Genomic DNA, 26,701 nt, shown 5'->3' on the forward strand with positions numbered 1-26,701 from the left:
ATAGTAGTGCCAATTCAAACAGCTAGCTTAATGGGGTTCAAGTCAACGACTTGAAACTTGTCGTTAATCCTATATTTTTCTATGCGATTGAATCGGAACATAGAAGCATTTTCACTACATAAAAACCATTTGTTCGGTGTAAAAAATGTTTTAGCAGATGTAGGATATTCTGGAGAAAAATTTGCAAAGAGTGTGCAGGAGATATTAGGATGTATATTAGAAATACCCAAAAGAAATACACTTCATACTTTTACAGTTATTCCCAAAAGATGGGTTGTAGAGCGTTCTTTTGCGTGGATAGAAAAATGTCGCAGGCTATGGAAAAATTGCAAAAGAAAACTACATACAAGCCTGAATATGGTGGTTCTTGCTTTTATTGCTCTACTTTTGAAAAGATTTTAAACAGGCTCTTAGATAAGATGGAATTCTTAAACCAATTTGGTTTTAAATTAACTGGTGAATGCTTAATCTGAAGCTTTTGTTAAACGGTTCATCAAGGCTACATTACTTTGGGCCATAGAATCGCAAAAAATTAAAATTTCGCTATAGCCATTTTTCTCTGCATGACGAAAACATGCATATAGATCTTGTGTGCTCAGTTTATAATAGTCACAGTTTGCTATAAAAAGAGAGGATGTAGAAAGTAACATCCGTTTATTAGAAGCTGCTTTTTTACAATAGGAATCTATCTGTTCTTTCTTGTAAAAGAGTTTAACAGGAATGCAGGGGGCATAATGCCGATACTTCAGCCCAGGAGAATAGACGGGGCCTTTTTGCAGAGATATTTGTACATCTATAGTTATACCTAATACATTCTCAATCTCTTGTTTTGTAATACTTCCAGGGCGTAAAATCACAGGTGGATTAGATAGCAGGCTAATTACAGTCGATTCAACTCCAAGAGTGGTTTTTCCTCCATCAACAATAGCAGGTATTTTCCGATCAAAATCATCTAATACATGCTGCACAGTGGTTGCACTAGGTCTACCTGAGAGGTTGGCAGAAGGAGCTACAATAGGAGCTTTCAACATGTGTATAAGATCTATTGTCATCGGATGAGACGGCATACGAATAGCAACAGAGTCTAATCCCGCTGAAATCAAAGGTGATAAATCGCGGTGACGTGGAATGATCATTGTTAAAGGTCCTGGAAAGAACGCTTCTGCTAATTGAAGAAATAATTTAGAAGGAGGCAGGGCTATCTGATCTATTTGCTTAAGACTTGCAATGTGTACAATAAGCGGATTGTCCATAGGTCTTTTTTTAACTGCAAAAATAGAAGAGAGCGCTGATTCAGAAGAAATAAGAGCAGCCAGACCATAGACCGTTTCTGTAGGAATAGCTACAAGCTGTCCGTGATAAAGAAGCATTGCTGCTTTATGTAACTGATTAGAGGTTAGTATTTTTGTTTTCATGGAAATAAAAAAATTTACCTTATTTTATCTCATTTAGTGAACAAAATCAAGAAAGCAATCCTGTATTTTTTTCTAATTATTATTAGTAAATATTTATTAACAAGGTAGCGCGCAAATTAATCCATTTCGTATACTCTTTTTTCATTAGAGAAGGAGATAACTTATGAAAATCACTGCATCGATTTTAAGTATATATGGCTTATTAATTTTGATTGGAGGGCTAGTCGGTCACTGGAAAGCCTCTAGTACAGCTTCTCTTATCTCCGGATTATTATGTGGGTCTGTATTGCTCCTGCTCTCTTATGCAATTGCTCGAGGTAAATTGCTGGCACAATACATAGCTTTAGCCTTCATATTTACCCTAGATGCCTTTTTTACTCATCGCTTTGCAAAAAGCCTGCATTTTTTCCCTGCTGGAATGATGAGTCTTTTAAGTTTAATCGTATTAATCGTTGTTGCTTTAAAAATTCGCAAAACGGTTAAAGCTCGCTAAGATGTTTAGTCCCAAAGTGTGATGGAGTGGGTTAATTCTAAAAATTTTTGGTTTTTTTTGCCAACTTATTGATAATATGCTCAATTGGTGTCAATCCCTTTAGAGCTTTACAAGCTTTTCGCAAAGTTATAGGCATTTAAAAAATTAAATAAATGCTCTTTTAACTGCTTAAAAAAAATAATATATTTATAATGATCTTACACAGGAGTATCGTCATGCGTCATCCTTTTGAAGAAGAGGTCCAAAAGATTAGAAAAGCAGAATATCCTATTCATGGGCTGATTCTTAACCGCTGGTCTCCTAGATCGATGACAGCAGAAGAAATTACAGATGAGGAACTATTTCCCTTATTTGAAGCAGTTAGATGGGCTCCTTCTTCCTATAACAATCAACCTTGGCGCTTTTTATACGCTAAAAGAAATCATCCAGATTGGTCTTTATTTTTTGACCTAATGATCCCCTTCAATCAATCTTGGACAAAAAATGCTTCCGTACTGCTTTTAATGATTTCTGATAAGTATTTTAAACATAATCGTAAACCATGTCGCACACATAGTTTTGACACAGGTGCTGCTTGGATGTGCATGGCATTAGAAGGAGCTTGGCGCGGATTGGTTGTACATGGCATGGAAGGTTTTGACTATGAACAAGCTCAAGTATCCTTAAATATTCCGGATAACTATCAAGTAGAAGAACTTGTTGCTATTGGAAAAAGAGCTCCTTTCACCTTACTTTCAGAAGAATTGCAACAAAAAGAAAAACCTAGTACAAGAAAGCCCATTTCAGAAATTGCACAAGAAGGCAAATTCTCTTAACAAAAATCGAGCAAGATTATTTAAGCTTGCTCGATAACTGAAAAAACAACCAGTGCTTACTTGCGGCGAGCCGTAGTTCTTCTAGTAGTTCGACGAGCTGTCTTACGAGCTGTTTTTCTAATAGTTCTTTTAGCTGTTGTTTTTCTAGTACCAGCTTTTCTAGCTGTTCTTTTAGCTGTTTTTCTAGTACCAGCTTTTTTAGTTGTCCGTTTTCTAACCATATATCCTCCAAATTTAGGTATTACGATTGTAAAACTAACTCATAACAATCTTTTATACCCTATAATTATTAATATACATAAAAAAGAAATAAAAATAAAAAAAATTTAAAAATAGTTGACTTCAATTAGAAAATAAAAAAAAGAAAAACCTTTCAGAAAGGGTTTTTAAAGTGATTTTTTTTAAAATAGTTAAACAAAAAAACTTTACTTAACTCCTACATTCCCACCCCCCTAGGGCACTTTTTTGGAATTAGCCCATAGATTTGAATTGCCGTTTCTCCAAACAAGCAAATGACTTTCTTTCGAATTGCATTAATGTTGCTAAGGATCTATCCACAAAGGAATAGAACTCGGCCCATTTACAATCAACGATAAAACGACCTGCTTCAAATCTGGCCTGTAGTCCTTGGAAAATCCATGTGTAACCTCTATAATTTTGGGATCATCGTCAACCGCATAGGCTCCATGAACCAATAAACCTGTCGTGTCTATGTGATGTATTCCATCCAATAAATGATTATCCAAAGCGATCCCAAAAGCTACTTCAGAAAATAATTTGCTTGCACCATACTCTGCAATATTATCGAGAGCACCAGTTGACCGACCATTAAAAGCAATTTTTGACTAAAGGGTCTCTGTATGTAGGAGACGTAGCAGCTCGCATTTGCCTAGCGGGTTTTCCACGGCTAATACCGCAAGTGTGACTTTCCTTAGCAAAGACAGATTTGCAGCGCCTATTTTATCTTGATAGCGATGTTTATCCTCTTCAAAAATAACATCTAGAGATAAATGAAGGCCATTTTCTATTCCCCAGTGTTTCCGTACGCTCTTAGCAAATTTATCTATATCGAGCAGACTGGTTATGTAATAACATATCTCTAGATATGTCTCGAACAGTTTCTCGCATCCACACTCTAAATTTAAGATGTCCTAACACAAGACTTTGCTCAGAAGCAAAATACCATATGGATAGGATCTATTGTCTTATTACCAGAACCGCATAATGTCTTGCCGTCAATGGCAATACTGTCTCCTCCAAATGCCTGAGCTATGGACTGAGTCCACTGCATAAAACATGTACGGAACGAATGAGGATTTAAAAAGGCAAAAAACCTCTCATAGGTATCATTAGAAGGAGCCAGAATCATTTTTTATCTCTCAATTATCAAGCAAAATCTTCATGCGTTGGCCCTGTAGGAATGTAGGTTAACTATTTAATATTAAAAAAAATCATTAATTATAGATTTTTCTTATGTTTTTAGTTCTCATCTAGAGAAAAGACTTCCATGTTTTTAATTACATCTCCTTCTTCAAGGAGATCCAAAATATCCATTCCATCAGTTATTTGTCCAAAAACAGAATATTCTTGGTCCAAGTTAGAAAGGTTTTCTAAGGTAATATAGAACTGAGAACCACTAGATAACTTCTCAGGATTTTGATAATTAGGAAGCCTAAGCCAAGCTAAAGCGCCTCTTTGATGAGATTGTCCTATTTCTGCAGCAATTCTAAAATCGCGTCCATCAGGATCACCGGCTTCTACAACATATTTAGGCACAATGCGATAAAAAGTTAAACCATTATAGAAACCACCTTTTGCTAATTCTATAAAGAACCCCGCGGAAACAGGAGCCTCTTTATGATAGAGGCGACAGGTTATATTTCCCTTAGAAGTATGAATAATTATTCCATCTTCTTTTGCTTCAAAAGCAGCTATTTGAGAATATTCTTTATTCTTTTCTTGCGCCCTAATAATAGATATAGTACATAGAACCATGTATAAATATAGCAGAAATTTACTCATTAATGCCTCTTGGTCAAAAAGATACGATTGTTGATATACTAAATGAACGAATTTTTTCTTAAACTAAAAAACATTATAAAAGTTCAATAGATTATTATCATGTTTTATATCTTGAGATTGAAGAGTTTTTAAGATGAGTTGAGCTTTAAGATTCGCTCAACTCAAAATAGAGGGTTGTTAACAACCGCAGCCAGGTTTGTGATGTGGATTATTTGGCTTACAAGGATCACAAGGATTTTGTTTCGGAGGACAATGAGGTTTGTTTGGCTGATGGTGATGATGATTTGGTTTGTTATGCTCTTTCATGATTTCTCCATATGGGTTTAAAGCGGTTATATTAAAAGCTACAATACAACCTAAAAGTACAACTTAAAATGAAAACACGTTTGTTTTTCATAGCTCTTAATTATTAATTACCATTTTTTTATTAAAATGAAAACCCGCTCTTGCTATAAAAAAACACAAATAAACATAACAATTTAATTATTAAAACATTAAGAAATAATGAAACAAAATGATTTTAGTTTTTAACTATTTAGCTAATAATGTAAATTACCTATTGAAAAAAAATTAAGGAGTAATAATGAAAAGCTCTTCTGATAAATCTAGACGGGTCTTAAGCGTATTTGTACTTGCAATGTTAAACGTATCCATTATGGCAAGCTTACGTAATTTGCCCTTAGTTGCTGAGTTTGGATTAAGCGCTATTTTCTTTTTCCTTGTTGTTGCTCTTTTTTTTCTCATTCCTTGTGCTTTAATCTCCGCTGAATTAGCTACTGGCTGGCCAAAATCAGGAGGCGTTTATATTTGGGTTAGAGAAGCCCTAGGCGATCGTTGGGGTTTTTTTGCTATTTGGATGCAGTGGATACATAATGTTGCTTGGTACCCTGTCATTTTATCTTTTGTAGCTGGTACTTTAGCCTATTTAATCTCTCCTAATCTCTCTCAAAATAAATTTTTTATCTTATCTGTGATTTTACTGGGATTTTGGGGAATGACTTTTTTCAACTATTTTGGAATTAAAACTTCAAGTTGGTTTAGTACTATTGGAGTAATTGCAGGAACTATTGCTCCAGGAATATTAATCATTTCATTAGGTATGATCTGGATTCTAGGAGAGCGTCCCGTGCAAATGGAATTAAGTTGGAATGCTTTAATTCCAGAATTTAAGGGCATTAGCGACTTAGTTTTCTTGGCAGGATTGTTTCTTGCATTTGCAGGTTTAGAGGTTTCTGCTGGCTATGCCTCTGATGTAAAAAACCCTAGAAAAAATTATCCCATAGCTATTGTATTAGCCGCCATTATCACCTTCAGCTTATTTATATTAGGCTCTCTTGCCATTGGAGCTGTGATCCCTAAAACAAATATTAGCTTTGTTTCTGGTTTAATGGATGCGTGCGCGATCTTTTTTCAATACTACCAGTTAACTTGGATTTTACCCATTTTGGCTTTTCTATTAGTAATTGGAGCTATAGCTGAGGTTAATTCTTGGTTAATTGGACCTGTTAAAGGCTTATATACTACATCTACACATGGAAATTTACCTCTTTTTTTTCAAAAGGTAAATAAACGCAACGTTCCTACTCGATTATTATTATTCCAGGCAATGATTGTTTCTATAGTAGGATTTATTTTTTTATATATGCCTAATGTAAGCGGCGCTTTTTGGATTCTTACCGCCTTAAGTGCTCAAAGCTATTTAATCATGTATATTTTAATGTTTCTCTCGGCCATTATCCTTCGTTATTCTAAGCCGCATGTTCCTAGAGCTTATAAAGCTCCTTTTAAAAATAAAGGGATTTGGTTATTTGGCTCTTTAGGAATTCTTACTTCTTTATTTGTAATTATTCTAGCATTTGTTCCACCAGCTCAATTAAACACAGGAAATCCTTGGGTTTATTGCACTTTCTTATTAAGCGGTCTTATATTTATGTGTGGAATACCTTTTTTGATTTATGCACGCCGTAAACCTAGTTGGGTGAAAAAAAAGCATTAAAAAACAGCTTTGTATCTGAATATGTAAGCTTTTATCTATAATTAGGTAAAAATATAGAGAAAATTATGATAATTCCCCTTGCAGAGCGTTTACGCCCCACTCAATTAGATGAAATCGCAGGCCAAGAGCACCTTTTATCAGAAAAGGGATTGATAAAAACCACCCTTTCACAAAAAAAACCGGTTTCCTTACTGCTTTGGGGACCTCCCGGTTCGGGAAAAACCACTCTCGCCCTTGCTTATTCTAAAGCATTCGATGCACGTTTTATTTCTATGAGCGCTGTTTCTCACGCAACGTCTGATGTGAAAAATATCATTCAAGATATGCAAATTCATCCCCTGTTACAAAAACAGATAACCATTCTTTTTGTAGATGAAATCCATCGATGGAATAAGGCTCAGCAAGACTTATTCCTCCCTTACTTAGAAGCGGGTTTATTTATACTCATTGGAGCAACTACAGAAAACCCTTCCTTTGCTTTAAATAACGCTCTTTTATCTCGGTTTAGAGTGCTTCAGCTGTATTCTTTAAATTCTTCTTCTTTACATAAGATCATCAATAGATATGAAGAAAAATACACAAAACTTTCACTTAGTCCAAAAGCAAAAGAAATTCTAATTACAGCAGCTCAAGGAGATGGGCGACACCTGATTAACCTGATTGAAAATCTAGAACCCCTTCTCATAAAAAAGCAGATACTTGAGGAAGAAGATCTGCTTTTATTACTGCAAAAAAAATCTCCTTTGTATGATAGACAATCAGATCAACACTATCAGTTAATTTCTGCATTGCACAAATCCATTCGGGGCTCTGATCCTGATGCAGCTCTCTATTGGCTTGCCCGCATGCTAAATGCAGGAGAAGATCCGCAGTTTTTAGCCCGTCGACTTATTCGTATGGCTGTAGAAGACATAGGCCTTGCTGACCCACAAGCGCTTGGACTTTCCCTGCACGCTTGGGAAGCATTTGCACAGCTTGGGGCCGCAGAAGCAGAGCTAGCTTTAGCTCAAGCCGCTGTTTATTTAGCGCTAAGCCCTAAAAGCAATGCACTTTATGTCGCTTTTAACCAAGCTAAAGAACAAGCTAAAGCAACCTCTCACCTCCCACCGCCTGCTTTTCTTATCAATTCTGTTACAAAACTCGATTCTGAATTAGGACATGGAGAAGGCTATCAATACGATCATGATCTGCCTTTTGCTTTTTCAGGGCAAAATTATTTTCCGCAGGAGTTGATAAGATGCAAGTTTTATCAACCTAAGCCTTATGGTTTTGAAAGAGAGATGCAAAAACGGGTAAGCTATTTTGAACAGCTTCGAAAAAAAAACCCTCCCTCTTAGAAGCCATTTACTTATCTTCATAAGTAGAATGAAAAAGGGAAGGTCAAGAGAGCCTGTTTTCTCAGACTGGGTGGATGGTAAGTAGTGAATGACACTTATACTTATGGTCTTTGCCATCTAGTCGATGACCTGTTAACCCGAGAATCTTGGTTGAAAAAGTTCTTATTTCAGAACATAGGTGCCAAGGAAGCCCTCTTTATAAAAAAGACATTAATTAATTATCTTTGTTAATTTTAATTTAACAACATTTTTATTAATTTAAAAGATCTAATTATAGTTTTTTATATAAAAGAAACAAAAGCTATACTACTTCTGATTTAAGAATACTTCAATTTTTCCCCATGGCACAGGAACAGTAAACTGTTTGATTGTCTTAAACCCTTTATGATAATCCTTTAAAGAGTAGCTGAGTGTAATAATTTTGATTTTTGCAGGCAAGGATGCACATAGCTGTGTAATCACATTATCCGATAAACATGTTCCATAAAGATAAATACACGTAGCTTGGTTTAAAGCTACATGTTGAATATCATCGCATATAAATGTTAAGCGTTTTATATTAAGCGCTTCTACAATTTTTTGTGCGTTTAACACGAAAAAAGGAATAAAATCCACTGCAGTAACGCTACAGAGCAACACACTACGTAAGAAAAAAGCTGCTCTTCCTCTACCACAACCCAGTTCAAATACATGATCGTAGGGTGCTATTTCACATTCTTTAGCAATAACTAAAAGCGATGTTAAAGGGATTTCTCCATAAATATCTATTTCTTCCCCCTCTCTTTTTTTTAAGAATCTTTTTGAAATAGTAAAGGGATTGAGGAAGCGATACTTCTTTTTAAGAGCAAGGTCGCACTTTTGAAACAACTCACAGCTGTAAAATAATTGAAATACCCTTTTTTCTTCCTGAAGAAAATAGATCTTGGAACGTAGATAAACCATAAAAAGGCTAAAAATTGATCGCATATCCAGGAGGTAGGGTAAGAAAAGAAGAATGGTCTATTTGATGCTTTTTTAAACTCACGTATAAATCATAAGGCGGACGATTCATCGGTTCATCAGATAGACAAAATGTTTTCCAATGCATCCCAATGCTTAATTTGGAACCAACCTTTTTGTGGATCATCACAGCTTCTTCGGGATTAATATGAACAGGTCTCATAAAGGAACGAGGGGAATAAGATCCAATGGGAATCAATGATAGATCTATGGGAGAAAAACGTTTTCCAATTTTCTTAAAGTCAACCGGATTATACCCTGTATCCCCTACAAAGTAGATTCTTTTAACCAACTGATCTTTATCATAGAATTCCAAAACCCAGCCTACCCATAGAGTATCGTTTAAAGACCAATGCTTCCTACCTGAAAAATGTTGTGTGGGTACAGCAGTAATTTTTACTCGTTTAGAATCCCTATTAGAGAAACCAAGCACTCTTTCTTGCCACCATTGACATTGATACACCGGAAAAATCTCTTGGGCATCAAACCAAGTTTTTACGCGCTGAGGTACCATCCAAGTAGCTTGTGGAAAGTGCTTAGCTAAAACCAATACTGTGGCCTTATCTAAATGATCATAGTGATTGTGGCTAATGAGAATTAAGTGAATTATCGGGAGTTGATCAAAAGAAATGCTGGGAGGATGGCGACGCTTAGGTCCTAGAAAAGATAAAGGAGAACAACGTTTGCTCCAAATAGGGTCGGTTAAAATCCGCAGGCCATCTATTTCAATAAGAAAAGTGCTGTGGTTAATCCAAACCGCAAAAAGATTACTAAAGCTCGCTTGTCTTTGATAAATAGGAGGATTAAAGAAAGCGCAATTTCCTAGCTTTTCATCATCGCAATACCCTAACTTCCATAATAATATATCTTTGAGATCAGGACGAATATTTTTTTCATGAGGGTTAGTGAATTTTTTTTGCTTATACATATTATACATCAATGGATAAGGAATAAGAGGTTGTGTCGGTTAGTTGTTTTTCTCCGAAAAACTGTATAGGTCCTGGGTATAAGTAATGGTCATTTAACCTCCACGCATTTCTATGTTGCTTATAAAAGGCAAAAGACTTGGAGCAAAGATCCACCAGAGCTTTTTTTATCACCGGCTTTTTTTTGCCTTTGCGCCATTCTAAGTTCATCAGGGAAGTGAGCGGAATTCCTAACACCTGCCAATCTATAGGATTTTGCGTTAATCCTGTTATACAACACATATACCCTGTTGCATTATGGGTAATTAATAAAGCTGCTGCATATCCCAAGGAATAACAATAATTACAATCAAAATTAGACGGAAATCCAGCTCTTCCTTCATAACCTAAAAAATGATGTAAAGCAGAAAAAGCACCCCTATATTTGCCGTCTTTTAGTCGTCTTTTTAATTCTTGGGTAACTGTTTCTATCAATAATTTTTCTGTCTCAATAAAAGAGACTTGCACATTACCATGAGGGTCTCTATTTAAAAGAAGTTGCTGTTGAATTCTCTCCGGTAAAGAGATAAAAGATTTCTGAGAATCTTCAGTCAGTCTGCCAACAATCTCTTTATTATCTATAGAAAAATCTGCTAATAAGTGATTTAACTCTTGAATCAAAACACCGATTTCTGGAATGAACTCTATTAATCCTTCCGGAATGAGAATCACTCCAAAATTTTTTCCTATCTCTGCACGTTCACAGACTAAATCTGCTATTTGATGCGTAATTTGTTGCAAAGTTTTTTTGCTCTCTGCAATTTCCTCTGCAATTAATACCATATTTGGATGCGTGCTTAAGCCGCATTCTAAAGCAATATGCGAAGCAGAACGCCCCATTAGTTTAATAAAGTGGTAGTATTTTTTAGCCGATAGACAATCCCTGGTAATGTTACCAATAGCCTCTGAAAAAGTTTTACAGGCCGTATCAAACCCAAAGGAGGTAGCAACGTAGGTATTTTTTAAGTCCCCATCAATTGTTTTTGGGACCCCAATTACCACTGTTTGAGAGTTTTTGCTTATAAAATACTCTGACAAAATAGCGGCATTGGTGTTGGAATCATCCCCTCCAACGATAACCAAACCATCTAATTCCATGAATTCAACTGTATGTAAAGCAAAGGCTAAATGCTCTAAGGTCTCTATTTTAGTCCTTCCCGATCCGATTAAATCAAATCCTCCCTGGTTCCGATACGATTGAACCAGCTCTTTGGTCAATTCCTTATATTTACCTTTTATAATCCCTTCAGGGCCTTCTAAAAAGCCAAACAGTCTTGATTCTGGAGTCAGTAAAATTAGAGCATCCAAAAGACCTGTGATGACATTATGCCCTCCAGCAGCCTGTCCACCGGAGAATACAACTCCGACCCGCAATAAACGATTTTTGTTGTTCCTGTTTTTTTGAAGTTTTAAAATAGGTTGGCCAAATGTCAAGGGAAAAAGCGCACGAATTTCTTCATTTTCTAAAGAAGTATTTTTATCTTTTACCCATTCAACGTTATCTATTTGTTGCAATACACTAGGCAATATAGGAAGATATTTTTCACGAGCTTTACGTAAAGGGTTTTCAGGCAACATAAGGATCGCTCTTTTGCTTTTTTTTCGCTTAAGTATGAGCTTAAAAAGGTTAAAATAACAACTATTTAAAAATCAGTTGACGAAAAGAGCTTATTTTCTCTAAATTACTTCTTTGCCCAGATGGTGGAATGGCAGACACGCCAGATTTAGGTTCTGGTGCCTCACGGCATGTAGGTTCGAGTCCTATTCTGGGCATACCCCTCAGGACGCCTTCCCGAAAGGCAAGCGCGTCTTTTATCATCTTAAATGGTTTTCGTGTTTAGTCCCTAAAGGGCCCTTTCAACCTCGAAGTGCACGAAAAAGAACATATAAATACTTAAAAAAACATCTATTGTGCACCCGAGCATAGCATGTTTGTAGATAATCTCCTAAACGCTTCTATTGGAGTTTCGAAGTTAAGAGCCTTTCTAGGTCTGTTATTTAGTATAATATTTTTTCCCTCGATGAAAGGAGCTCTCTATAAAGCTATCCTCCCTTAAGATGTGAGATTATAGATGGTCTCATGACTAACATGTTCTTTACCATGTCTTTTAAACCATCCGGATATCTGTATAGGGCTCCATTGCAACTTGATTTTTTCTTCAATACTGGTAACTATTCGAGGAATCATTTTTTATTGGGCTGAGAATTTTTTCTAAGAAATGCTTTTTCTTGAGCTTGCTGATGACGGTATCCTCGTTGTCCTTTATTTCTCTTAAGCTCCCTACTAATAGTGCTATGATGAACTTTTAGAATGGTTGCTACTGAGCTAGATGTATCTCCTCTAGCTTGTAAAATATAAATCTGAAATCTTTAGTCATAGGTTAGGTGATGGTAGCCTTTAGGCAAGGTCTCTTTTTGTGTTTGATTGTTAAAAATCACAATAGAGCTCCTTTCATCGCCTGCCTATTCTTTTTTTAATTCTTCTGTGCACTTCAAACTTGAAAATATAATTTTTTAAATGCCTATAACTTTGCGAAAAAGTTGCTTTAACTCATAAATTTCTTCAAAGATAGAAACTTAAGAACCTCAATTGAGGTTCTTATAGCATACATGTCTTGAAAAGGGTTTTCTATTTTAGTCTCTGAATCTCCGCTGTATTTCTATCATATTCTGCTTTTTTAAGAAAATACTCTTTTGCAAACTGTGTTTTTTGATGCATCTCATGGCAAGTAGCAACCTTACCAAGCAAATCTGACATATCTTGTTGTAAATTAATGTTCTTGTTTTCCAATGCACTAATACGACGTAAACGTGATTCATTATCTGAATAAAGGCTTAACACCTCTCCAGCATTGCGCGCAATCATGCACATAGCTTGTTCAATTTCAGCCGATAACTTAAGGCTATCTGCTACCTGGAATAGCTCTTGTTTTTGCATGGCAACTTGGCGTTGTAATTGATCGTTAGAATCTTGTAATTCTCTAATTCTTTGCAAATCTTCATTGCGCAATGTCATTCGTTCTTTACCAACATAAAACTCAAAGCGATTACTCAAATCCTGCTTAGAATTAACAGTTTGAGGCTTATCTATTTTCTCTTCAGCAATAGAAGAGATGACAGGGATGCTTGTTGGGATTTCAAGCTCTTTATTTGAAGTATCTCGAACATTTAACTGTTTATTTATCTTAGGACTTCCTAATTGTTTGGTTCTTGAAGTGGATTGGCCACCTAATTGCTTAGTTGACATGTGACACCTTCCTTATATTAAGACATGTTTACTATAAAATTGTTTACGGAAAGCTTTTATATGAGTCTTTAGCTCAAGCTCCGTTAACTTAATAATATATTTATATTTTTAATTTGTCAATTAACTAGATTGTATAAATTAATATGTTTTTAATTGTAAAAAATACTAATTAAAATAAAAAAATAAAAAAAATAGAGCTTTTTTATTTGCGCGAAAAGAACAATTTGCTAGTTTGACAAATTACTTTCTTAAGAAAAATGAGAAATAATTTTTCCAATCATCGAAATATGGGTGCTTTATGCCAAAAAAATACACACAACTGCTCTTATCTATTAATATTTGCTTAACTGCAGTAGCAACTGCTACAGGCTCAGATGCCAGTAGTAATGATAGTTTTGTTGTGGTTCCAGACCACGAAATAAGCAAAGCATCCGATACCTATTGGGCAAACGAGGAACATGATCGGAAGTATCCTGAGATAACGAGTCAGGATCAGGATCCAAACTTTGATCCATCAGTTGAATTAAGCAACCAATTCTATCACATTTGGCACCGTTTGGAGAAAATAAATAAAATCTATCCATCTGAATTATTACAAAGAGCTCTATTACAACATCAAGAAAACCTTGAAAATCCTATTCCATACGATGCAAGCAAATCTCAACAAGATTTAACACACGATATACTTGTTCAATTCATCGACTTTTATGATGACTTGGAAGCACTTTCAAAGTATCAATTTAAAGAAGAGCTAGATGAAAATCTTCAAGTCGTATTAAAAATACAATTCGCGGAAATTTGCAAGTGCGTAAATAGAGTTCATGACCTTTATAAAGAGAAAGCTCTATCAAAAAGCGATCAACTTTTTTTAAGCCATCAATTAAAAGAACTTCTCGTCTTTTCTCAAAGCTTTCTAGCAGAAGATTCATCCATTTCAAGTAATACAACTGCATTAAGCAATGAAACCCTGTATCTTGTTAAGAAAGACACAGATGCAACATCTAAACCTTTCCCAGACGAGTCCTCCCCAACAAAGGTAGAATTAGATAATCAATTTAATCAAATTTGGGATTGTTTAGATGAGATAAATACAATCCATCAATCTGAACTATTACAAAGTCTTATATCCCATCATAGAGATGTAGAAATACCCTATGATGAGAGCTTAGAAGAAGTTAGCAAAGAAATTTTAGAAAATCAATTCATCCAACTTTATAAATCTTTAGCAATTTGTTCTCAACATGAACCTAGGGAAGGGCTAGGTGAAGAGAGTAGGCTTAAATTAGATATTCAACTTGATCAGATTAAGCGCTGCTTGAATACCATTTATATGATTTATAATTCAAAAAAAGAATTTTTATCCAAAGAAGAGAAAGCTTTTTTAAGAGATCAATTAGAAGAGCTCCATAATTTTTCCTGCAATTTTATAAGACAAAACTCGCTTCAAGAGGAAAATATCGATAAAGTAGAATTAAGCTCACTAGATAAAATTCAAGCATTATTAAATAGCTGTGAAGAAGAAAATTCTTTAATTTATCCGCAATATGAATATATTATAAATAGCCAAAAAGCCAATATATCTAACCTTTTAACAAGCTCTAAGACTGAAAGCACTATCGAAAATCAGTTACTTTATTTTAACAAAGCTGAAGGGTTAATGGAAATACAACACACAGAATTATCAGAAGATGGAGAATATGCAGAGCCCTATACAACAACATGGAAAATCCGGCCGGCCGATATTAATCTTGTAAAAGATTGGAAAGAACAGGATCCCATTACTATCGATAATACCAATATCTTCTCTAAATACACCATGCGTGGAGAAAAACTCGATTACACTCTTACTAATCATAAAAAATCCGTACGAGCCAATTTCATTTGTAAGAGCTCAAATAAGAATACATACACCATACTATCGATAGATTATCTCGAAAATATTGTAGTTCTTAAAAATGGACCCTGCTTATTTGTACAAGACGGAGAATTGAAAGAATGGCATATTAAAGATGTTGTAATTTTACAAAGATCTGGATCTGTTATCGATGCAAATAACCCTCATGAATTAATTAATAAAACAAGAGGAAATAAGAAAACTTGGGTTTCTTTAAAAAAATAAAAGAAAAAAAAGCCTTATTTTTTTTAGAAATAAGGCTTTTTTTTCTATCTATGTGGCAAAAAGAGACAGATAGATTCCATTTCTTGGGGAGTTAATCCCCCATGAGCTGCAAAAAAATGTTGTTCAAAACGATTTTTTTCAAACCACCAAACAGCTTCGCTAAAATAAGGTAGAATCACTAGATTGGCTAATCTTTGTTGCAATCTTTCTGAAGCTCCACCAAAAAATTTTTCTTTCACCATTTTTTTGGTCAAAACAACATCAGCTATGCCTTTTAACTTTTTTTCTAAAAAGCTTGCGGTTTCTAACAGTTTTTCCTCTTGGACATGTAAAAATAAATCTCTACAAGAACCAGCAGGAGCTAATATCCTGCCTTGGCTGTCTTTTTTCATGGCAAGAAGAATAGAAGGAACAAACCGATTTAAATAAATTGTTTTATCGGGATCTACAGGGCTCATTCCATGATCCGCTGTAAATAAAGTCGCAATACGCTTTCCAGACTTGCGAAGGGGTGTCCAAAAGTTCGTTTCAATAAGATTCCAACAATTCAATACAGCATTAGAGAAAAAATCGGATGTAATACCATGTCGATGTCCCATTGAATCGATATCTGCAAGGTAGATAAAACAATAAAAAGGAGTTTGTTTAGGATTGCAACATAGATCTACTAATGAGTTTAAAGCAGAAGAAAATGTTACGTAAGGAACCATCGTTGCTGCTTCACATAAAGCCTTAGAATAAGAGGAATGAGCAATCTTATCGCTTTGGAATACATAACTCGCAATATTCTGGGTAAGCAATTTTTGATAAAATGTCTTAAAGGGAAAAATCTGTTTGGGATCGTACTTTGGAATTAACTGATTAGCAGATTTATCTCCCGCATAAGAAAAAAGCAAAGGAGTAATGATTTTCTCTATAAGGGGCTCGTAGTAAAACCATTCATAAATTCCTGTCTCTCCCACATTTAGGCCAGTGTGTATTGTAGTTACATGAGCCGCTGTTGTAGATGGGAATTGAGAAGAGATCTTAGAAACCACTCCCTCTTCTACCACTCGTTTTAGAAAAGGACAAGAGGGTAAATATTTTTCAAAAAATTCCCATCCAAAACCATCGATAAGAAAAAGCACCACACCATCATAGTCTCCATAGCTATCTGCTATTGCAGATTTTGGCAAGCCTCCTTTAGGCTGCTTAGATAGCAAACGCATAATGGTTTGAGGAAATTGAGAGAATGCATAACCTTGATAAAGAGGCTTCTTAAAACAAGAAGTGTATTGGGCTAATTTCAATGCATCTAAAGATTCTTGATTAATCAAAAAAAATCTCCTAATAACTGTACTTTATTCTATTTTTTAGATAATATATATTCCTTTTAATATAAGAAATCTGATTATGAAGAAAAATTTTTCTCCAAAGCGTTGTATTAGCGTTTTTGCTTTAGCTATGATTAATTTAGCTGCTATTGGGAGTGTGAAAAACTGGCCCATTACAGCAGAATATGGTTTTGCATCTATTTTTTATCTTTTATTAGCAGCTTTGGTCTTTTTTTTACCCTTATCGCTTGTATCTGCGGAACTTGCTACCGGCTGGCCTCAAACAGGGGGAGTATTTGTATGGGTAAAAGAAGCTTTTGGTGCAAAAATAGGATTTTTAGCTATCTGGCTTCAATGGATTGAAAATGTGATCTGGTATCCTACTATTCTTTCGTTTATCGCAGCTACATTAGCTTATCTTTTTAAACCAGAACTAGCTGGTAATAATATGTATACCTTAGCTGTGGTTCTTATTTCCTTCTGGTCAGCTACTTTATTAAATTTAATGGGCATGCAAGCCTCGAGCTTAATTAGCACTATTAGTGTAATGCTTGGATCTTTCATTCCTGGAATCTTTATTATCGGCCTTGGTCTTTTCTGGTTCTTTCAAGGGAATCCTTTAGGGATTGTTTTAGATTTACAGCATTTAATCCCAAATATCACCTCTATTGATAGCATGGTATTTTTTACAGGGGTCATTCTGTCTTTTTGCGGAATAGAGATGTCTGCAGCCCATGCTAGAGATGTGAAAAACCCACAAAGAAATTATCCAAGGGCGATTCTATTCTCTGTGGTTATCATTTTGAGCATGTCGGTTTTAGGCGTATTATCTATTGCAAGCGTTGTTCCACAAAAAGAAATAAGTCTAGTTGCGGGCTCTATGCAGGCTTTTGTATATTTTTTTGACAGATATCATTTAAACTGGCTTACACCCTATATTGCAGCGCTCGTTGCCATTGGAGCCTTTGGATCTATGAGCACGTGGATTGTAGGGCCAACCAAAGGCCTATTAGCTGCAGCAAAATTAGGGGATTTACCTCCTATATTTCGCTTAGTGAATCGAAAAGCGGTCCCTATCAACTTGCTTATTTTACAAGCTATTATTGTCACCTTTCTATCACTTGTATTTGTCTGTATGCCCAGTGTGAGCAGTGCCTTTTGGATTCTGACTGTGATCGTAGCTCAGTTATACCTGATCATGTATATCTTGTTATTTGCCTCTGCTATTAAACTGCGCTATACTAAACCTCATATCGAACGCTCTTATTTAGTCCCTGGCAGAAAATTAGGCATTTGGCTCATTTCAGGTTTAGGAATCTTAAGTTCTTTTTTTGCTATAGCAATTGGCTTTGTTCCTCCTTCTCAATTAGAAACGGGTAGTTTTTTATTTTACGAGGGCTTTTTAATTGTAGGTGTGTTAGCTGGTTGCTTTGCTCCTTCTTTAATACTTTTTTTTCAAAAACCACATTGGAAACGTCTTTTATCTCATGAAAAAGAATAAGCAAGACACTTCGTGGGAATCCTCTTCCGCTTGGTATGATAAGTTAGTTAGCATTGAAGGACATTACTATCATCAAGAAATCATTATTCCTGGGATTTTAGCTCTGCTAGAACAATATCCGGATCCCGATGGATTCTTATTAGATCTTGCCTGTGGACAAGGAGTATTAGCTCGTCATTTACCTAGACAAATGAAATACATCGGAATCGATGCTTCTCCTTCTTTGATTCAATCCGCTCAAAAAAATGCATCCAGCAATCATCGATTTTTTGTGCATGATTTTACCCATGATTTATCTATCCCAAAAATCCTGTGCAGCCATGCATGTTGTATTCTCGCATTGCAAAATATATCCTCTGTTAACTCATTACTTCAAAGCGCCTGGAAGCATCTTAAAAAAAATGCCCCGCTAATTTTAGTTTTAAACCACCCAAGTTTTCGCATCCCTAGACAATCGAGTTGGGGCATAGATCTAGCAAAAAAACTACAGTATCGCCGAATGGACTGTTATATGACTCCTTTGAAAATCCCTATCCAAACACACCCTAGCCTTAAAAACCAATCTGAAACAATCTGGTCATTTCATTACCCACTATCTACTTATAGCGCTCTTTTAAAAGACGCTGGCTTTGTGATAGATCTCATTCAAGAGTGGTGCTCGAATAAGAAAAGTCAAGGAAAAATGGCTAGTATGGAAAATCGTTCACGCAAAGAGTTTCCTCTCTTTATGACCCTTATTGCACGTAAGATTTAAAAGTTCATCTCTTGACGTTTTTTCTCTCGTTCTTTTTTTTCTTTTTTACGTCTTTGTCTGCGATCATCCGCTTCCTGATAACGTCTTTTTTCCAAGGCGCTTTCTGGGAGCACTTGTGGAACCTCTACAGGAGCTCCTGCGTCATCTAGTGCTACAAAAGTAAAATAGGCAGATAAAATGTGCTTACTACGTCCTGTAGTATATTGCTCAGCTACTACTTTTACGCCAATTTCCATAGAGGTTCTCCAACTACGATTAATTGCTGCCTTGAAGACCAAAATATCTCCTCTACGAGCTGGTCCTAAAAAATGCATAGAATCAACCGATGCTGTTACGCAGGTACGCTCACTGTGTCTTTCTGCTACTACTGAAGCAACACGGTCTAAAATAGACATCACTAACCCACCGAATACAGTATCATTAGAATTAAGATCGTTGGGAAACACTTTATAGGTTTGATCATTAATAGCAGATTCAGAAACTTTTTTAGGAACAAAAGACATACCCCCCCCCCTTTACTTATGCTTAGTATATCGAATCCGCTTTTAGAAAGTACTCTAATCTGCTAACCTTAAGTTTGAAAACAAAAAAAGAGAATGATTATGTGTGGTATATTTGCATATATTGGTCCGCGTAATCCTGCAAAAACCTGCTTAAAAGGATTAAAACAACTCGAGTACCGTGGGTATGATTCTGCAGGAGTGGCTGGCGTGGAAAAAGGGATGTTAATCACCTACAAAGCTGTAGGTAAGCTAAGCGCTTTAGAACAGGTAATTGAGCGGTGTCAAAATCATCAACTACATCTTGCTATTGCTCATACTCGTTGGGCTACTCATGGTAAACCAACAGAGGAAAACGCCCACCCTCATTTTGATCAAACCCAGTCCTTAGCTGTGGTGCATAACGGCATCATTGAAAACCATTTTGCTCTTCGCTCTATGCTGCAAGAAAAAGGCAGGCACTTTTACTCAGACACAGATACAGAGGTGATAGCGCAGCTTATCTCTCATTTTTACCGAAATGATTTACTCGCCGCGGTAAAAGATGCTACTTCTTTGCTTAAAGGCTTTTGGGCTCTTGCTATCATTCATAAAGATCATCCAGATCAAATCATTGTAGCTGCCTATCAGAACTCCATTGCTATCGGTTGTGCTCATGAGGAGGTTTTTATATCCTCAGATGTAAATGCTTTTTGTGAACCAGATTTAGAGATAATGTTCTTGCATAGCAAGGAAATAGCCTGTATTTCTTCTCAAAAAATCCAAGTATTCGATAACACACATACACAAATTAACAAGCCAACAGAGTATTTTGAAATAGAAAAAACACTTGTTTCTAAAAATGGCTATCCCCATTTCATGCTCAAAGAAATCTTTGAGCAACATAAAACGATTCAACAAGCTTTTCACAACCGGCTTTTACATGTGCAAGGGACTGTTTTTTTTGAAGAGCTTCTCTTTACAACAGAAGATTTAATAGAAGTGCGTCAAATCTTAATTATTGCTTGTGGCTCTTCTTGGCATGCAGGATTACTTGCTGCTGCTTTTTTTCAAGAAAAAGCGCGAATCCCCACTCAAGCTCATATTGCTTCAGAATTTCGCTATAGCCATCCCATCCTCTCTAAAGAAACATTAGTGATCGCAATTAGTCAGTCAGGAGAAACCCTAGACACCCTAGCCGCTGTTAGAGAAGTGAAAAAAATGGGGGCAAAGGTTTTAGGAATTTGCAATGTAGCTCATTCCACCCTAGTAAGGGAAGCAGACTCCACATTGTTTTTAAAGGCAGGAGCAGAAATTAGTGTCTGCTCAACAAAAGCCTTTATCAATCAACTCATCGTTCTTTTTTTATTTAGTCTTCAAATGGCAAGATTGCGACAAATGGATATAAAAACAGGGCAGTATTGGATCCATGAAATAGAGGCTATTCCTAAACATATAGAGACCATCTTGCAACAAAAAGACACCATCTCCTATTTTGCTAAACAATATGCACACCTAAAACATTTCTTCTTTTTAGGACGCAGCTATATGTATCCCACCAGCTTAGAAGCTGCTTTGAAGCTCAAAGAAATTAGCTATATCAATGCACAGGCCTATCCAGCAGGAGAGATGAAACACGGTCCCATTGCCCTTGTTGACCCCTCTTTAGCTGTCATTGCCTTATGCGGTAACAAACACACCATAAAAAAAATGTTGAGTAATTTAATGGAAATTCAAGCCCGAAATGCACCTATTTTAGCATTTGCTCCTAAAAGCTGTTTAGATGTTTCTTTGATTACCAATCAGGTGATCTGGCTTCCTTCCTCGCCAGATCCACTCTCTTGTATTCTCTATTCAGTAGCTACCCAGCTTTTTGCCTATTCTATAGCACTGGAAAAAGGCACTGATATCGATCAGCCACGTAATCTTGCTAAATCGGTAACTGTGGAATAGGCAGCTCTTTTAACCTCAATGTTGGGTTTATCTCTTTGTTTTTCAAGTAGATAAACGGATTTTTCTCGGTGAAAATCCTAAAAGCTATAAGGATTGAATCGAATAAGAAAAAATACACTGGTTTTATGAAAATGAAATACAAAGAAACAGGTGACTTATAGATAGATACATATAGTATTAGTTGTTTATAATTATTAACTTAGAAATATTTCTTGTGTAGAGTAATTGGGGATTATTTATTGACTAAAACCCAAAACTGAGGTTTTTAACCTATAAAAGCAAATGTAGCTGTCTTTTGCATCTTCTAGCGCCTGCTTTTTGCTAACAAGAGAAACGCTTCCATCATTACATTGCATCCATTGATCTTGGACTTTTCTATATGCCATATAATGACCATTATTTAGAGAGTCTCCTAAATGAACAATAAAGGAGCTCAACTCATAGGATCCAGAAGGAGCATTTTTAATTTTAAGTAGTTTTGCATCTAGTTGTTCAGGAATTTCAATAGGATTGGTAAGCTTAGTCCAATCTGGCTTAAATCGTGCAAAATTAATGAATAAATCTTTAGGTAGTGTACTAAATTCTATTTCTTCTTTAACTGGAGATACCCAGGTATCATTTCCATCTACCATGTATCGACGCATTTCTGAACCTATGACATCCTTATTGCAAAAGTATTTTTTTAGAAGCGATCTTAACGTAAAATCCTTTTGCTCTGAATCAAAATTAATGCTAATACCATAACTAGTCCCCTCTTCTCTATATATATTATCTGGATTTAAAAATGAACAATCTTTATTCGGTGTTTCTGTAAGAACTTTGAGGTGGTGGGTCACTTTTTCGAATTTATAGTTTATTGAAGAGGTATTTGTTAAATTTTGCTTTTTAAGAATCTCATCGTTTTTAGCAAAAAGAATTGTTAAAATCTCACTTGCGTCTTCTTGGATGTAATGATCTAATTTAATTTCCTTAGGACTTAAATAATTCATTGCCAAACGCAGCTTATTAGACACTTCTTCTGGAATAGATTTTTGTTCTTCAATTGCCTGATCATAGGAATCTAGAACAGAAAGCATCCTATTTCCACATTCTTGATCCTTTGCTTTTGTGCTTTTAGCATAGTGGCTAGCAACTGTAGTATAAATATGGAGCAGTGCTGGTTCATTTATGATCATTTGCAAACAAGAATTAAATCCACAATTATTCAATTTATTTTTAAAACCTACTGGTTTGTTGTTCACATTTACTTGTTTTAAATAGTCGTTTACCCTTTCTGCTTTGACTTCCTCTAGCGAGATTTTAATAAATGAAGAATCTAGTAACGAAGAGCTATTTACCATATATTTGGGAGTTTTTATTTTTTTAAGAACTGCAAAAATCTTAGAATGTTGAGATTCTGTTAAACTAAAGCCTGCTACCTTTCTCATAATTCCGTCTGTATCTTTAGCTTTACAAATAAAGCCTTCTTTTAAATCGACAGAAGTTGTTATTTCAATGTCTTTATGTGAAAGTTTGATGTGTTTTTGAAGCATTTCTTGCAAATTGATATCTTTTGACTGCTCTAAATAGCTGTGAGTAATCTCTTCCCACTCTGAGCCTGTTTTTTTATGATACACCGTAAGATGATAGGACTTTCCATTTAAGTTGATAAAAGGACTCAACTCAGCTGCAGAATAAAAAGAAGACTGTGCTGTATAGTAAGATCTTACAGAGCTCATAGAATGGGCTTCAGCCATATTATCACATTTTATTTAGTTTATTATTACTATATTATACAATAAACAGAATAAAAATTCAATTAATTTGAATTTAAATCAATAACAACAAGATTGTCTTATATTTATAGTTAAGATCTAATAAATTGTTTTTTAATTAAATCTTAATCATGAACCTATCTTGAATTGAATATAAATTTTCGTTAAGATCCTACATTCCCACCCCCTAGCGTATATTTTTGGAATTAGCCTATAGATTTGAATTGCCGTGTATACTAGTTTGATTTCAAATTAAGAATTTATAAACAATCGTATTTCATGACAAATATCTTTTAAAATTTTAATCATTTTAGAAATCTAATGCTTAAGATTTAAAAAATCTTTGGGTACACATATAATCTCAGGGTTTATTTAAAATGGAGCCTATATAACTGTCAGTTGCGAGCATCACATGTTTAGGACTACCGAATAAACCAAATAATATTCCAACTTATTAATAACAACATAAACTTTTTTAAGTATTATAAATACTAATTTTTAAAAACCAAAGAATTGTCAAAAAATGAATAAGCGCTTACATTGCATTTAAGATGCTCTTATTAAGAGATGCTATGAATTACCGTACAAAGCTCTATTTTGCCTTTGTAATTACTTCTATAGTTTATTTAATTTTTGGGTTTGGTGTTCTTCTGCAAGAAAGAGAGCGTCTAAAGGTAAACTTTTCAAGATATGTATCAGACCACGTCCTGCAAAAGATTTTATCCTCTAGTAAACCCACCAATTTAGAAGGAGAGAGAAGGAAAATCACGGTGCTTTTTTCTGATATTCGTCAATTTACCCATCTATCAGAGAGTCTGCCCCCCGAGCAGGTTGTAGCCTTACTCAACGAGTATTTTAAGGTTATGTTGGATATTATTTTTGAACATAAAGGCACTTTGGATAAATTTATTGGGGATGGATTAATGGTGGAGTTTGGAGCTCCTTTAGATGATGAAATCCAAGAAAAGAATGCCGTTACAGCAGCTATTGCTATGCAAAAAGCACTGGAAAAACTCAATACAACATGGAAACAGCCAGCTATTCAAATAGGCATCGGCATTCATACAGGCTTTGCTATTGTAGGCAATGTGGGTTCTGAGAAACGAATGGAATATACAGCGATTGGAGATACCGTAAACATCGCCTCTAGATTAGAACAAATGACAAAATTTACTAAAAGATCCATTTTAATTAGTGAAGATACCTACCAAGCTATAAAAGAAGAATTTCCTGCTGAAAGCCTAGGTCCTATTACACTGCCTGGCAGACAAGAGCCCATTAGAGTCTATGCAATAGAAAAAAACTAGTCCTATGCGAAAAATATGTTATGAAATACTCCTGGCTTTTATCATTTTTTTGCTTTTTCTACCTAATTTCTTATCTACCCAATTAGGAACGCAATTGCTTATTTCTTTTTTGGGAAAAAAAATCCAATTAACCAAACTTCATTTAAGCTGGTTTGGCAGACAAAAAATCCTACAACTTGAAATCATCAAACAGAACCAGCATTGGTTTAGCAGTCCTGAAGTTACCATAGATAACTCTCTTATTTCCCTTCTGTTATTGTATAAGCTTAAAATAGAAGTTAGGGAACCTAAACTATTCTGGGAAGAAAAATCACAGGCTTCTTCTGCCTCTCTTCAAAGTCATACAAAACCAAAGAATTCTTTTGATCTCTTTAACTGTATTCAAGCTTTACGAATAACAAATGGCTCTTTTAAGATTGTTCCCTTAGATTGCCCTGCTATGCAATTCGATCATATCGATCTTAAATGGACCAGGCAGCAAGGTTTAGGTCATTTAATTCTACTAGCTAACAGTCTACAAAATCAAAGTAAAGGCTCTATTCATCTGCAAGGCAGTTTTCTTGTTTCTAAAAAAACACACCCCTTACCCTTGACTCTTAAAGCGACTTGCACAAATCTATCTACCGAATTTTTACATCTTTTTACTCAAGATTTCCCCGTAAGATCTTTACTAGGCGATGTATTTGATCTTAAATTGGATGTAAAAGAACAGCTTTATACTTTTGACCTATCGAGCCCTTTAGTAAAAACACAAGGCCTAGCTCATTGGGATAAAAAGAAAGAGCAATTGACAGCCTCTTCTATCCCTATATCTTTTACCCTTACACAAGGTGATTATGCTTTTATTAAATCTCTAATGAAGCTACCTGCATTAACTCTTGCAGAACCGAGTGTATTTCACGGTATGATTCATCAATTATCCTTAAATACAAAAGCTAAAGGATTTTTCCCTTCGCTTAATCAATCTTCTCTAGTTTTTCATACTGAACTGACAAGTGAAAAATTACTCTTAGCTTCCCCATTGGGAGTTTCTCATATCTCCTCCTTGCAAATCCAGGCAAAGGTTTCAGAAGAACGTATTTCTTCTCAAATACAAGCTGTTATTTCTGCTAAAAAACAGGGATGGTTTTCTTCAGATATATCCTGGGAAAAACAAATAGAGACTTTACATGCAGAGATAAGAGCTTCAGAACTACCTACCTACTTAATCGAAGGAATATTTCCTCAAATATCTTTGCAAAGACTATGGGGTCCTAGCATAGATCTCACTTTACATGCAAAGTTACTTGCTAGAAATGGCCCCCTATCTGTTGAAGTGCTCTCTCCTTACTCTTCTTTTTCTTTACAAGGGCAGTTACAAAAAGAAGCAATTACATTAGATAAACCCCTCTATTGTCAACTAAGTAAAGAAGCGGGTGTTTACGTATTACAAGAAATTTTTCCTAGTTTACAACCTAAAAATCCTATTTCTATCAAGATTGCAGCTGGAGAAACCCTCTCTTTTTCCTATCCATTTCTCTCTATGCAGTGGGTTATTCCCAGTCTAGAAATAGAAATGGGCAAAGTACTTTGCCATAAGCAAAATTTCACTTCTTCTTTGTTTAATTTACTAAAAATCCATCAATTTGATGCAACTATTACATGCAATCTTTGGATAGCACCTATTACAATGCACATAGACAAATCTCTAATTACAGTGGAAAGAGTAGAGCTATTATTAGCTGATATATACGAAATAGCCATTTGGGGAAAAATAAAAGATCACTCACTTAAAATGAAAGTTGGTCTACCTGCTTCCACGTTAACCAAAGCCTTTCAAATCCCTAATCTTCCTGATGATTACGTTTTAGCTCTTACATTAGAAGGTAGTTTAGAAAATCCACAAATCAATTTAAAAAAAGCCGCTGCCAAAATTGCAGCGTTATTCATTTGTCAGCAAAATAAAAACCCATTGAATATCCTTTTTCCTCTATGTAAATCTTTGCAGAAAACTCCAATCCCTCCAGCTAAACACCCTTTTCCTTGGGAACAGAGAATCTCATTTGCAAAAGATAAAAATAGCAAAAGGTTTAAGCCGGATGATAAACCATTAGAACAACTACTAAAAGTGATGCGTTAAGGAGTTATTTAAGCTCCATGAACCTATCTTGAATTGAATATAAATTTTCGCTATGATACCAGATCTTTTTATTTTTTAACTAAAGACAGATGACATGAGCAAGCAAGGATTAA

25 protein-coding genes, 1 tRNA gene and 2 pseudogenes are annotated in these 26,701 nt (G+C 35.3%); 13 read left to right on the forward strand and 15 right to left on the reverse strand.

All coding sequences use genetic code 11. The features are described from left to right. Positions 1-129: 129 nt before the first annotated feature. Positions 130-402 (forward strand): annotated as a pseudogene (locus RHOW815_RS01230) (transposase); the annotation flags it as partial. 62 nt (positions 403-464) lie between these two features. Here RHOW815_RS01230 and RHOW815_RS01235 read toward each other — a convergent pair. Next, entirely contained in the window at positions 465-1,415 is a 951-nt protein-coding gene (locus tag RHOW815_RS01235) for an L-threonylcarbamoyladenylate synthase (RefSeq protein ID WP_215216561.1), read from the reverse strand. 163 nt (positions 1,416-1,578) lie between these two features. Between RHOW815_RS01235 and RHOW815_RS01240 the strand changes: the two genes are divergently transcribed. Then, positions 1,579-1,908: a TMEM14 family protein gene (locus tag RHOW815_RS01240; protein ID WP_215216562.1), complete on the forward strand. Its 330-nt coding sequence runs from the start codon at positions 1,579-1,581 to the stop codon at positions 1,906-1,908. Here RHOW815_RS01240 and RHOW815_RS08445 read toward each other — a convergent pair. Then, a pseudogene (locus RHOW815_RS08445) lies at positions 1,876-2,078 on the reverse strand (hypothetical protein); the annotation flags it as partial. The gene RHOW815_RS01240 and the pseudogene RHOW815_RS08445 overlap by 33 nt on opposite strands. Before the next feature lie 45 nt (positions 2,079-2,123). On the opposite strand from RHOW815_RS08445, the gene RHOW815_RS01245 reads away from it, so the two are divergent. Further along, a complete protein-coding gene (locus RHOW815_RS01245; RefSeq protein WP_215216563.1) occupies positions 2,124-2,723 on the forward strand; it encodes a nitroreductase family protein in 600 nt (199 codons plus the stop codon). A gap of 56 nt (positions 2,724-2,779) precedes the next feature. Here RHOW815_RS01245 and RHOW815_RS01250 read toward each other — a convergent pair whose 3' ends face one another. The 4 genes from RHOW815_RS01250 to RHOW815_RS01265 all read right to left on the reverse strand — a co-directional run bounded on the left by RHOW815_RS01250 (position 2,780) and on the right by RHOW815_RS01265 (position 4,745). After that, positions 2,780-2,944, reverse strand: coding sequence for a hypothetical protein (locus tag RHOW815_RS01250; RefSeq protein WP_215216564.1), 165 nt, complete (start codon positions 2,942-2,944; stop codon positions 2,780-2,782). A gap of 321 nt (positions 2,945-3,265) precedes the next feature. Continuing rightward, positions 3,266-3,469: a hypothetical protein gene (locus RHOW815_RS01255; protein ID WP_215216565.1), complete on the reverse strand. Its 204-nt coding sequence runs from the start codon at positions 3,467-3,469 to the stop codon at positions 3,266-3,268. A gap of 422 nt (positions 3,470-3,891) precedes the next feature. Then, entirely contained in the window at positions 3,892-4,092 is a 201-nt protein-coding gene (locus RHOW815_RS01260; protein ID WP_215216566.1) for a hypothetical protein, read from the reverse strand. 110 nt (positions 4,093-4,202) lie between these two features. Then, entirely contained in the window at positions 4,203-4,745 is a 543-nt protein-coding gene (locus RHOW815_RS01265) for a peptidylprolyl isomerase (protein WP_215216567.1), read from the reverse strand. 583 nt (positions 4,746-5,328) lie between these two features. Here RHOW815_RS01265 and RHOW815_RS01270 point away from each other — a divergent pair. Both RHOW815_RS01270 and RHOW815_RS01275 read left to right on the forward strand, forming a co-directional pair. Continuing rightward, entirely contained in the window at positions 5,329-6,741 is a 1,413-nt protein-coding gene (locus tag RHOW815_RS01270; RefSeq protein ID WP_215216568.1) for an amino acid permease, read from the forward strand. A 65-nt stretch (positions 6,742-6,806) separates the two neighbouring features. Next, positions 6,807-8,078, forward strand: a complete 1,272-nt coding sequence (locus tag RHOW815_RS01275) for a replication-associated recombination protein A (protein WP_215216569.1) — start codon at positions 6,807-6,809, stop codon at positions 8,076-8,078. 306 nt (positions 8,079-8,384) lie between these two features. On the opposite strand, the gene RHOW815_RS01280 is transcribed toward RHOW815_RS01275, so the two are convergent. The 3 genes from RHOW815_RS01280 to RHOW815_RS01290 are packed head-to-tail and all read right to left on the reverse strand — an operon-like array spanning position 8,385 to position 11,620. Next, entirely contained in the window at positions 8,385-9,020 is a 636-nt protein-coding gene (locus tag RHOW815_RS01280; RefSeq protein WP_215216570.1) for a methyltransferase domain-containing protein, read from the reverse strand. A gap of 7 nt (positions 9,021-9,027) precedes the next feature. Next, on the reverse strand, positions 9,028-10,005 hold the full coding sequence (locus tag RHOW815_RS01285; RefSeq protein ID WP_215216571.1) for an MBL fold metallo-hydrolase: 978 nt from the start codon (positions 10,003-10,005) through the stop codon (positions 9,028-9,030). A gap of 1 nt (position 10,006) precedes the next feature. Then, positions 10,007-11,620 (reverse strand): diphosphate--fructose-6-phosphate 1-phosphotransferase, encoded by a 1,614-nt coding sequence (locus tag RHOW815_RS01290; RefSeq protein WP_215216572.1) that lies wholly within the window; start codon positions 11,618-11,620, stop codon positions 10,007-10,009. A gap of 114 nt (positions 11,621-11,734) precedes the next feature. Between RHOW815_RS01290 and RHOW815_RS01295 the strand changes: the two genes are divergently transcribed. Both RHOW815_RS01295 and RHOW815_RS08810 read left to right on the forward strand, forming a co-directional pair. Beyond that, positions 11,735-11,815: transfer RNA gene (locus RHOW815_RS01295), tRNA-Leu, on the forward strand. Between the two features lie 155 nt (positions 11,816-11,970). After that, complete coding sequence (locus tag RHOW815_RS08810) at positions 11,971-12,099, forward strand: hypothetical protein (protein WP_256439895.1); 129 nt, start codon at positions 11,971-11,973, stop codon at positions 12,097-12,099. Here RHOW815_RS08810 and RHOW815_RS08815 read toward each other — a convergent pair. The 3 genes from RHOW815_RS08815 to RHOW815_RS01305 all read right to left on the reverse strand — a co-directional run bounded on the left by RHOW815_RS08815 (position 12,096) and on the right by RHOW815_RS01305 (position 13,289). Beyond that, entirely contained in the window at positions 12,096-12,230 is a 135-nt protein-coding gene (locus RHOW815_RS08815; protein WP_256439896.1) for a hypothetical protein, read from the reverse strand. The two genes, RHOW815_RS08810 and RHOW815_RS08815, sit on opposite strands and share 4 nt — an antisense overlap. Next, a complete protein-coding gene (locus tag RHOW815_RS08960; RefSeq protein ID WP_215216583.1) occupies positions 12,227-12,403 on the reverse strand; it encodes a helix-turn-helix domain-containing protein in 177 nt (58 codons plus the stop codon). Before RHOW815_RS08960 ends, RHOW815_RS08815 begins: the two co-directional genes overlap by 4 nt. A 268-nt stretch (positions 12,404-12,671) precedes the next feature. After that, complete coding sequence (locus RHOW815_RS01305; RefSeq protein WP_215216573.1) at positions 12,672-13,289, reverse strand: hypothetical protein; 618 nt, start codon at positions 13,287-13,289, stop codon at positions 12,672-12,674. 298 nt (positions 13,290-13,587) lie between these two features. Here RHOW815_RS01305 and RHOW815_RS01310 point away from each other — a divergent pair, with 298 nt between their 5' ends. Continuing rightward, the gene (locus tag RHOW815_RS01310; protein WP_215216574.1) at positions 13,588-15,408 is read left to right on the forward strand and encodes a hypothetical protein; all 1,821 of its coding nucleotides are present in this window, start codon (positions 13,588-13,590) and stop codon (positions 15,406-15,408) included. A 44-nt stretch (positions 15,409-15,452) separates the two neighbouring features. Here RHOW815_RS01310 and RHOW815_RS01315 read toward each other — a convergent pair whose 3' ends face one another. Continuing rightward, the gene (locus RHOW815_RS01315; RefSeq protein WP_215216575.1) at positions 15,453-16,724 is read right to left on the reverse strand and encodes an alkaline phosphatase family protein; all 1,272 of its coding nucleotides are present in this window, start codon (positions 16,722-16,724) and stop codon (positions 15,453-15,455) included. A gap of 76 nt (positions 16,725-16,800) precedes the next feature. On the opposite strand from RHOW815_RS01315, the gene RHOW815_RS01320 reads away from it, so the two are divergent. Continuing rightward, positions 16,801-18,222: an amino acid permease gene (locus tag RHOW815_RS01320; RefSeq protein ID WP_215216576.1), complete on the forward strand. Its 1,422-nt coding sequence runs from the start codon at positions 16,801-16,803 to the stop codon at positions 18,220-18,222. Next, complete coding sequence (locus RHOW815_RS01325) at positions 18,209-18,976, forward strand: class I SAM-dependent methyltransferase (RefSeq protein WP_215216577.1); 768 nt, start codon at positions 18,209-18,211, stop codon at positions 18,974-18,976. Before RHOW815_RS01320 ends, RHOW815_RS01325 begins: the two co-directional genes overlap by 14 nt. On the opposite strand, the gene RHOW815_RS01330 is transcribed toward RHOW815_RS01325, so the two are convergent. Beyond that, positions 18,973-19,479: an acyl-CoA thioesterase gene (locus RHOW815_RS01330; protein WP_215216578.1), complete on the reverse strand. Its 507-nt coding sequence runs from the start codon at positions 19,477-19,479 to the stop codon at positions 18,973-18,975. The two genes, RHOW815_RS01325 and RHOW815_RS01330, sit on opposite strands and share 4 nt — an antisense overlap. A 99-nt stretch (positions 19,480-19,578) precedes the next feature. Between RHOW815_RS01330 and glmS the strand changes: the two genes are divergently transcribed. Next, complete coding sequence (gene glmS, locus RHOW815_RS01335; protein WP_215216579.1) at positions 19,579-21,408, forward strand: glutamine--fructose-6-phosphate transaminase (isomerizing); 1,830 nt, start codon at positions 19,579-19,581, stop codon at positions 21,406-21,408. Positions 21,409-21,644: 236 nt separating this feature from the next. On the opposite strand, the gene RHOW815_RS01340 is transcribed toward glmS, so the two are convergent. Continuing rightward, positions 21,645-23,126 carry a ubiquitin carboxyl-terminal hydrolase gene (locus RHOW815_RS01340; protein ID WP_215216580.1) on the reverse strand — a complete coding sequence of 494 codons (1,482 nt, stop codon included), beginning with the start codon at positions 23,124-23,126 and terminating at the stop codon, positions 21,645-21,647. Positions 23,127-23,734: 608 nt separating this feature from the next. Between RHOW815_RS01340 and RHOW815_RS01345 the strand changes: the two genes are divergently transcribed. Both RHOW815_RS01345 and RHOW815_RS01350 read left to right on the forward strand, forming a co-directional pair. Next, positions 23,735-24,469: an adenylate/guanylate cyclase domain-containing protein gene (locus RHOW815_RS01345; protein WP_215216581.1), complete on the forward strand. Its 735-nt coding sequence runs from the start codon at positions 23,735-23,737 to the stop codon at positions 24,467-24,469. A 4-nt stretch (positions 24,470-24,473) separates the two neighbouring features. Then, positions 24,474-26,588: a hypothetical protein gene (locus RHOW815_RS01350; RefSeq protein ID WP_215216582.1), complete on the forward strand. Its 2,115-nt coding sequence runs from the start codon at positions 24,474-24,476 to the stop codon at positions 26,586-26,588. Positions 26,589-26,701 lie beyond the last annotated feature (113 nt).

The organism is Candidatus Rhabdochlamydia sp. W815 (genome assembly GCF_018642185.1).
Taxonomy (GTDB): domain Bacteria; phylum Chlamydiota; class Chlamydiia; order Chlamydiales; family Rhabdochlamydiaceae; genus Rhabdochlamydia; species Rhabdochlamydia oedothoracis.

Excerpts from the sequence above, each read along its gene's own strand:
- RHOW815_RS08815 (WP_256439896.1), bottom strand. The coding sequence starts at position 12,230 with ATGATTCCTCGAATAGTTACCAGTATTGAAGAAAAAATCAAGTTGCAA.
- RHOW815_RS01260 (WP_215216566.1), bottom strand. The coding sequence starts at position 4,092 with ATGATTCTGGCTCCTTCTAATGATACCTATGAGAGGTTTTTTGCCTTT.
- glmS (WP_215216579.1), top strand. The coding sequence starts at position 19,579 with ATGTGTGGTATATTTGCATATATTGGTCCGCGTAATCCTGCAAAAACC.
- RHOW815_RS01320 (WP_215216576.1), top strand. The coding sequence starts at position 16,801 with ATGAAGAAAAATTTTTCTCCAAAGCGTTGTATTAGCGTTTTTGCTTTA.
- RHOW815_RS01280 (WP_215216570.1), bottom strand. The coding sequence starts at position 9,020 with ATGGTTTATCTACGTTCCAAGATCTATTTTCTTCAGGAAGAAAAAAGG.
- RHOW815_RS01235 (WP_215216561.1), bottom strand. The coding sequence starts at position 1,415 with ATGAAAACAAAAATACTAACCTCTAATCAGTTACATAAAGCAGCAATG.
- RHOW815_RS01245 (WP_215216563.1), top strand. The coding sequence starts at position 2,124 with ATGCGTCATCCTTTTGAAGAAGAGGTCCAAAAGATTAGAAAAGCAGAA.
- RHOW815_RS08810 (WP_256439895.1), top strand. The coding sequence starts at position 11,971 with ATGTTTGTAGATAATCTCCTAAACGCTTCTATTGGAGTTTCGAAGTTA.
- RHOW815_RS01275 (WP_215216569.1), top strand. The coding sequence starts at position 6,807 with ATGATAATTCCCCTTGCAGAGCGTTTACGCCCCACTCAATTAGATGAA.
- RHOW815_RS01325 (WP_215216577.1), top strand. The coding sequence starts at position 18,209 with ATGAAAAAGAATAAGCAAGACACTTCGTGGGAATCCTCTTCCGCTTGG.
- RHOW815_RS01270 (WP_215216568.1), top strand. The coding sequence starts at position 5,329 with ATGAAAAGCTCTTCTGATAAATCTAGACGGGTCTTAAGCGTATTTGTA.
- RHOW815_RS01250 (WP_215216564.1), bottom strand. The coding sequence starts at position 2,944 with ATGGTTAGAAAACGGACAACTAAAAAAGCTGGTACTAGAAAAACAGCT.
- RHOW815_RS01340 (WP_215216580.1), bottom strand. The coding sequence starts at position 23,126 with ATGAGCTCTGTAAGATCTTACTATACAGCACAGTCTTCTTTTTATTCT.
- RHOW815_RS01240 (WP_215216562.1), top strand. The coding sequence starts at position 1,579 with ATGAAAATCACTGCATCGATTTTAAGTATATATGGCTTATTAATTTTG.
- RHOW815_RS01345 (WP_215216581.1), top strand. The coding sequence starts at position 23,735 with ATGAATTACCGTACAAAGCTCTATTTTGCCTTTGTAATTACTTCTATA.
- RHOW815_RS01285 (WP_215216571.1), bottom strand. The coding sequence starts at position 10,005 with ATGTATAAGCAAAAAAAATTCACTAACCCTCATGAAAAAAATATTCGT.
- RHOW815_RS01290 (WP_215216572.1), bottom strand. The coding sequence starts at position 11,620 with ATGTTGCCTGAAAACCCTTTACGTAAAGCTCGTGAAAAATATCTTCCT.
- RHOW815_RS01310 (WP_215216574.1), top strand. The coding sequence starts at position 13,588 with ATGCCAAAAAAATACACACAACTGCTCTTATCTATTAATATTTGCTTA.
- RHOW815_RS01305 (WP_215216573.1), bottom strand. The coding sequence starts at position 13,289 with ATGTCAACTAAGCAATTAGGTGGCCAATCCACTTCAAGAACCAAACAA.
- RHOW815_RS01330 (WP_215216578.1), bottom strand. The coding sequence starts at position 19,479 with ATGTCTTTTGTTCCTAAAAAAGTTTCTGAATCTGCTATTAATGATCAA.
- RHOW815_RS01350 (WP_215216582.1), top strand. The coding sequence starts at position 24,474 with ATGCGAAAAATATGTTATGAAATACTCCTGGCTTTTATCATTTTTTTG.
- RHOW815_RS01265 (WP_215216567.1), bottom strand. The coding sequence starts at position 4,745 with ATGAGTAAATTTCTGCTATATTTATACATGGTTCTATGTACTATATCT.